The sequence below is a fragment of the Mycobacterium sp. genome (assembly GCF_035499775.1).
Taxonomy (GTDB): Bacteria; Actinomycetota; Actinomycetes; order Mycobacteriales; family Mycobacteriaceae; genus Mycobacterium.
Window position 1 is genome coordinate 1 of record NZ_DATJYB010000340.1, and the last position, 5,064, is coordinate 5,064.

The 5,064-nt window shown below is 68.2% G+C and carries 4 protein-coding genes; 1 reads left to right on the forward strand and 3 read right to left on the reverse strand.

Going from position 1 to position 5,064, the window contains the following annotated elements; translation table 11 throughout:
• Positions 1-362: hypothetical protein (locus VML93_RS21460; RefSeq protein WP_325613788.1), on the forward strand; the 362-nt coding region annotated here is incomplete at its 5' end.
• Positions 363-392: 30 nt separating this feature from the next.
• On the opposite strand, the gene VML93_RS21465 is transcribed toward VML93_RS21460, so the two are convergent.
• The 3 genes from VML93_RS21465 to VML93_RS21475 form a co-directional block, all read right to left on the reverse strand.
• Positions 393-1,427 (reverse strand): FAD-dependent oxidoreductase, encoded by a 1,035-nt coding sequence (locus tag VML93_RS21465; protein WP_325613789.1) that lies wholly within the window; start codon positions 1,425-1,427, stop codon positions 393-395.
• The gene (locus tag VML93_RS21470; protein ID WP_325613790.1) at positions 1,424-3,256 is read right to left on the reverse strand and encodes a LodA/GoxA family CTQ-dependent oxidase; all 1,833 of its coding nucleotides are present in this window, start codon (positions 3,254-3,256) and stop codon (positions 1,424-1,426) included. Before VML93_RS21470 ends, VML93_RS21465 begins: the two co-directional genes overlap by 4 nt.
• 953 nt (positions 3,257-4,209) lie before the next feature.
• Positions 4,210-5,064: hypothetical protein (locus tag VML93_RS21475; RefSeq protein WP_325613792.1), on the reverse strand; the 855-nt coding region annotated here is incomplete at its 5' end.

Consider the following 5,064-nt stretch of genomic DNA (forward strand, 5'->3'; position numbering starts at 1 on the left):
CCGTCGAAAACGTGGTCCACAGCGCCGAACTCGACCCCGCGACACCCAAAGATCCGGATGCCGGGCGCCGGTACCTCTGTTTCGGCCAGCCCGGGGAGTTCTTCGCGCTCCATGAAATCACCGGCGCCCCCAACTTCGACCAGATCATCGAGATCGGGCTCGGCAATGGCGACAAACTGTCACTGCCCGTCGCCCGGCCGCTACGCGTACCCGGCGAGGACACTCCCGACGGGCGCCTGCGGGATGGTGAGATCGCCAAAGCCGAGCTTCTCCAGGGCGACGGTCACGCCGGTGAGGGTACGCGCCTCACTATCACCGCGGCCAAAGAGGTGTTTTTCGACGACACATTCCTGCAGGAATGAGCGTGCCCGCACGCTGAGGCACCGACAATCTCACCGCCGCTGGCGCTCCCAGAACGGGCCGTCGACCGGGCCGCATGCCGATCGGTACATTTCCCGTTCCGCCGCGATATGCACCCGGGCCGTATCGGCGATCCACTGCGGGTATGCGCTGTCATGGCACCGCAGGGCCGTCTGAACCGCTAGTGCGACACCGTGTCCAGAGAGCGGATCGACCGCCAGCGCGCTGTCGCCGGCCAAGCTGAGCCGGCCCCGTGTCACCGGCGTGGCGGCACCGATGGCCCCGAGCCGCACCCGCGGCCGCACGGTGCCAATCGATGCGGGAAGCCAATCGGCCGCAGACCGGCATGCCGTGCGCCACAGGGCCGCCACGTCGGCGGTACCGCGGCGAAGTTCGGCGGCGTCGGTGCAATACACGAGATGCGTTGCCGCGCTGTCACTGAGCGCATACCACCACCCGTTTGCGGCCCGATCGACGAGCAGCCTCGCGCCGAGACCGCCCACCGCACGGGCCTTCAGGCGCACTTCGAGGGCCAGCACCCGACGGCGCAGCTCGCGGCGCACCTGGTCGCGCACCGGCCCGACCCGACCGCCCACCGCGATGACGACCCGGTCGGCGATGACGTCGCGGCCCTGCAGCTGGGCGCGGCCCGACCCGGGGTCGACCGTTGCGGCGCGCCCGGCGAAGACGCATACACCGCGGGCCGCGGCGGCCTGCCGCAGCGCCCCATCCAGGCGGGCGCGATCGACGATCCACCCCGGGCCGTCCGGATCCAGTAGGCAGGAGCGCTCGTCGAATCCCGTCCCGGCCCAACGGCTCACCGTACCGACGGCTGGCTGACCGACGCCCGCAACGACGTCAAGCAGGCCGAGCTCGCCCAGGGCGTTTCGCGAGCGGCCCGCGAGCAGCTCCAGCGCACCCGGGCCAGGCCTCGGTTCGGGCGCGATCAGCCCGACCGAGGCACATGTTGCGCGCGCGGCCAGTGCGGCCGAGACGCCGGCGGGCCCGCCGCCTACCACACACACCTCGAAGCGCAACGACCGCGGCCTCGGCGCCGGCGCGCTCACGGAATGTGCTCGGCGCGCTCGGTTTCCCCGAATCTGCCGTCACCGGTCGGCATTACGAATCCGAACTTGTGCCAGTTGTCCAGCATCTCGCCGTAGCTCGGTGTGTCCTGGTCACGCTCGGGCAGCCCAGTGCCCGCCTCAGGCCACGGCTTGGGGACGCCGTCTGGGCCGCTGGAACGGTGCCAGGCCACCCGCTCCCCCGTCGGCGCCTGCACCGAATCCGGGCGCTGGCTGGGCCACCACCCCCACCCGTCCTCGTGCATGCACTGCAAAAAATCCGCCAGCCACGGCAGCGCCATTTGCCGGGAGAAGAAGCCCGCCGACACCGTCTCCTGCGATTCCTTCCCGTCACCGTTGTACCTGCTGGGCGCCCCGTGTTTGATGCGGAACGGTGCGGCGAACACCCAGGGTTGCCGGGCCAGCCATCCGACCTCGATCCCCGGGAAAAACGCACCACCCGAGGCGCATTCGATGGCCGCGCGATCCAGCCCACCCGGGGTGATGTCCCGAGCTGGCGGCGGGTCGAGCAGCGATTCCGGCCCCAAAGCGGAGCCAACGAACTCGCCGCGGGCCCACTTCCGCATGATCGCGTACTGCGTCGGGGTGAGGGTGAGCGCGTGATGTTCCATCCGCTGCTTGTTGTACGGGTCGTCGCCCAGAAGATGCGGCATATCCTGGGTGGCGTTCGCAGTCGCGGCGTCACCGAAACCGGCAGGCGCGCGCAACCGGGCGACAATGCGTCCGCGCACGCCCGGACTTGCCGGATCGGCGAGCTGCTTCCACAACACCGCGCTGATGCCGCGGCCGCCCATGTTCCTCGTGCCCTGGTGAGCCGGTTCGAAGACTGAGCTCACGCCGAACGCCGCGCGCAGGATCGGGGCCACATCCCTATCGAAAGACACGGTGTAGCTTGACAACGCTGTGCCGTCGTGAAGATCGCGCACCAGGCCGGCCAGCCCGGACAACCTCGCCAGCTCGCCAGACGTATCTGCTTCGTCAGCCGGGATTGGCAGGTGCTGGGCGGCGACGTCGAGCAGAACGTCATAGAGGCTGACCACCTGCGGCAGCGGCGGGGCGAAGTCCGGTGGGCCGGCCAGCAGCCAGGCACCCTCGACGTCATGTTCCGTGACGGTGCCCTCCGGTGTCTGCAGCTTGAGCCTGGCTGTCACCGGACCGTCCCCTACGTCGTCGAACCAGCCGGGATTGTTGGCGTAGTTGCCGATCTTGGCGCCCTGCTGTTTGCCCACGATGCCCGCGCCGGGAACGACGATCAGCCGTCCGGCTTGGTCGGTGCGCAACTCGCCCAGCGTGGTGATCTCCGGGTCCGGCGCCGGGTGCGGCCATCTTTCCTGCGCCGGCGCATCCGAGGTTCCCTTGCTCATCTCGACTGGACCGGCTGAGCGGCCCCCGATTGAGCGGGGCAGCGGATCGATCTCCAGGCTTGCATCGTCACCACTGTTACGGCGCTTGATGTTCGGATTACCTTCGGGAGAGCCGTCGAGACCGTGGAACTCGAAGAACGACGCCTTGCGGTTGGCCAGATGCACGGTCCACGTCAGCTCGGCCACGTCGCCTTCGGCGAGCGAAACCTCGCGCGACACGGTCCACTGACCGCCGTCCCGGACGAACTCGAACACGCGGAACCGCACGGCTTGCCGCTTGACCCGGCCATCGGATTTAAACGGCGGCACCGCGGTGCCGGTGTCGGGTGCCCGTTCGGTGCGCTGATTCGGCAATTCGGGGCCCAGGAAGTACTCCGACGCCGGGGCGTTACCCACCCGCGCGATGCCGATCGCCGGATGAATCCGGTAGCGGACATTCGCCGTCATGTCGGCAGCCCCGCTTTCACCGCGGTCGCTGGCCGCCACCCGGACCCGTCTCGCGCCCTCGGCAGCCGGGCTCCAGCCGTCGCGGGCATACGGATTCTGATGGCGGAGCCTCCGATCTGGTGTTCATGTTGCGAAACAGCGCCGCTGGCCCGCCTTAGATGATTCTGCGCGCACGACCGGAGCCGAGTCGCCCGTGCTCCGGAGCCCCAATGCGTCATCGCGCTCACCCCTTGTCCTGTGCCCCGAGCGATCGTCGGTATTGAATTGTCGCGCGGTGGACCGGGCTTCGCGTGCGTACTCGACTACTCGAATTCTCGAATGTTTTGGCGAACGCATGCCGGGTCGGGCATCCGGGACGTCAGCGGCTCGTGGTCAGACCGGCGGCCGCAGCGCGGTTCTGAAACCTGCCAGGCGAGACCGCCTATCACGCGAAAGGCCTTTACGGCACTCAGCATCGGTGCTCTCCTCGATCGGCACGGTGGCTCATTAGGCGCCCCGGCCGGTGAAGCCACAAAAGCTCCTTGTGGCCCCTCCGTCGGCGACACGCCGACGCGGGACACCGCGCGTCGGCCACCGGGGTCAGCTCGGCGGCTGTAGCTGTGCCACGGGCACAGGTCGCAGATAGCGATTTCGACGATGTGCGCCGCGCCGCCCGGACCCCGGTTGCCCGCTGTGCCGACATTCCGTTGGTCACCGGGATCGGCGCCGCAAGCAACCGATGGCGGCCTCGCGCAGGGCTGGCCGCCAGGAAGGTGCCCAGCCGGTGCAGATCCGAGACCGGGCTGGTCCGGGCAAACACTGCCGCGATGCGTGGCGGTCGGTCATCGCCTGCTCTGGCGGCGACGCAGACCCGATGTTGCGTCGACACGTTGAGTGGGCTACCAACCATCTTCGGATTCATTGAACGGCAATGGATTTGACGAGTCGGCCATGGCGTCGATGACGTCACGACGTCACACTCCGGTAAGTGTTTCGGCGATGACGCGCCCGACGGAGGGCTTGGTGAGGTAGTGCTCGATCTGGTGCGGTTTGGATCCGGTGTCGACAATGTGGTTTTGGGGGTGAATGGCCGATCCTGGTGCGGGCGGGAAAAACGGGGTCAGGTCGAGTTGCGCCGCCACGAGGTCATCCTTGGCGGCAAAGTTCTCCCACCGATTGGCTGCGGACGGTACCTGCGGCGGCTGCGGGCGCAGCTTGTCGTAAACGACTCCATGCAGGCCAAGTGGTGATCCCAGGGTGATCAGCGTGAGGGACTGATCGGCGGGCAGGCGGGCCGTTTCGTGGGCTCGGTGGACGGCTTCGTATGCGACGACGGAGCCCAGGGAATGGCCGATGACCAAGCGCGTGTCGGGGCCAATCCAAGCCAGGACCTGGTCTTGTGCGTAGCTGCGGATCTCATCGTCGGTGAGGTAGCGGGTCACCTGGGTCAGTGCTGCCCAGACGAACCTGCTGGCAACCGCCATACCGAAGGGTGCGAACCAGCGCAGGTTTGCCAGCGCATTGAGGGCGGGGCGCCCGACGACCGAGCGCGGACCCTGGGCTTCGCCGACCTGGCCTCTGATGACCGCAAGTTCCCGCTCGGCTTGGCGTTGATCACTGGGATCCCTCGCCGATTTCGCGGCGGCCTCCAGCCACGCCATGGCCAGCAGCTCGGTCATTTCTTCGGCCGCCTGGGGCAGTTGCTCCGTATCGAGATTGATATCTGCGGCGCCTTGGGCGCCCGGGTCGATAAAGGGTGTGCCGTAGTAGGCCATGCGGATGTCGATCTCGCTTGCGCCGCTGCGCCAGATCCGGTCGGCGAGGGTCTG